At 40.9% G+C, this 359-nt stretch carries 1 pseudogene; it reads right to left on the reverse strand.

The features are described from left to right. Nucleotides 1-139 precede the first annotated feature (139 nt). A pseudogene (locus tag CWC11_RS23215) lies at nt 140-359 on the reverse strand (winged helix-turn-helix domain-containing protein); the annotation flags it as partial.

The raw sequence follows: 359 nt of genomic DNA on the forward strand, positions 1-359 counted from the left end.
AGTCTTCATCACAGCGCAATTGGAGTAGTAAAGCAATACGCTTATTCCAGCAAAAACTAGCTAACTAACTGTACCCAACCTGAGCTTTGAAACATTGATATCTTCATCGGTCACCGTACGCCAGTAATACTATGTCACTTTAATAGTTGTTGATCCGATTGAATATGACCTGACTGCCATCAAAGCTTGCTAGTACCTGTAACTCGGTAAACCCCGCATAAAGGTGTAACCCAATTGGTTGAATTTCTTCGACCTTGTTTTCACTACTTAAATAGCGATAAAGCACCAATTGGTGACCTCGTTTCAGTACAAAATAAACCCCGTCTCGGTATACTGCTGGCTGGTAAAGAGATAAAGAC

The sequence above is a fragment of the Pseudoalteromonas sp. S3178 genome, from assembly GCF_005886985.1.
In the GTDB taxonomy this organism is placed as follows: Bacteria; Pseudomonadota; Gammaproteobacteria; order Enterobacterales; family Alteromonadaceae; genus Pseudoalteromonas; species Pseudoalteromonas carrageenovora.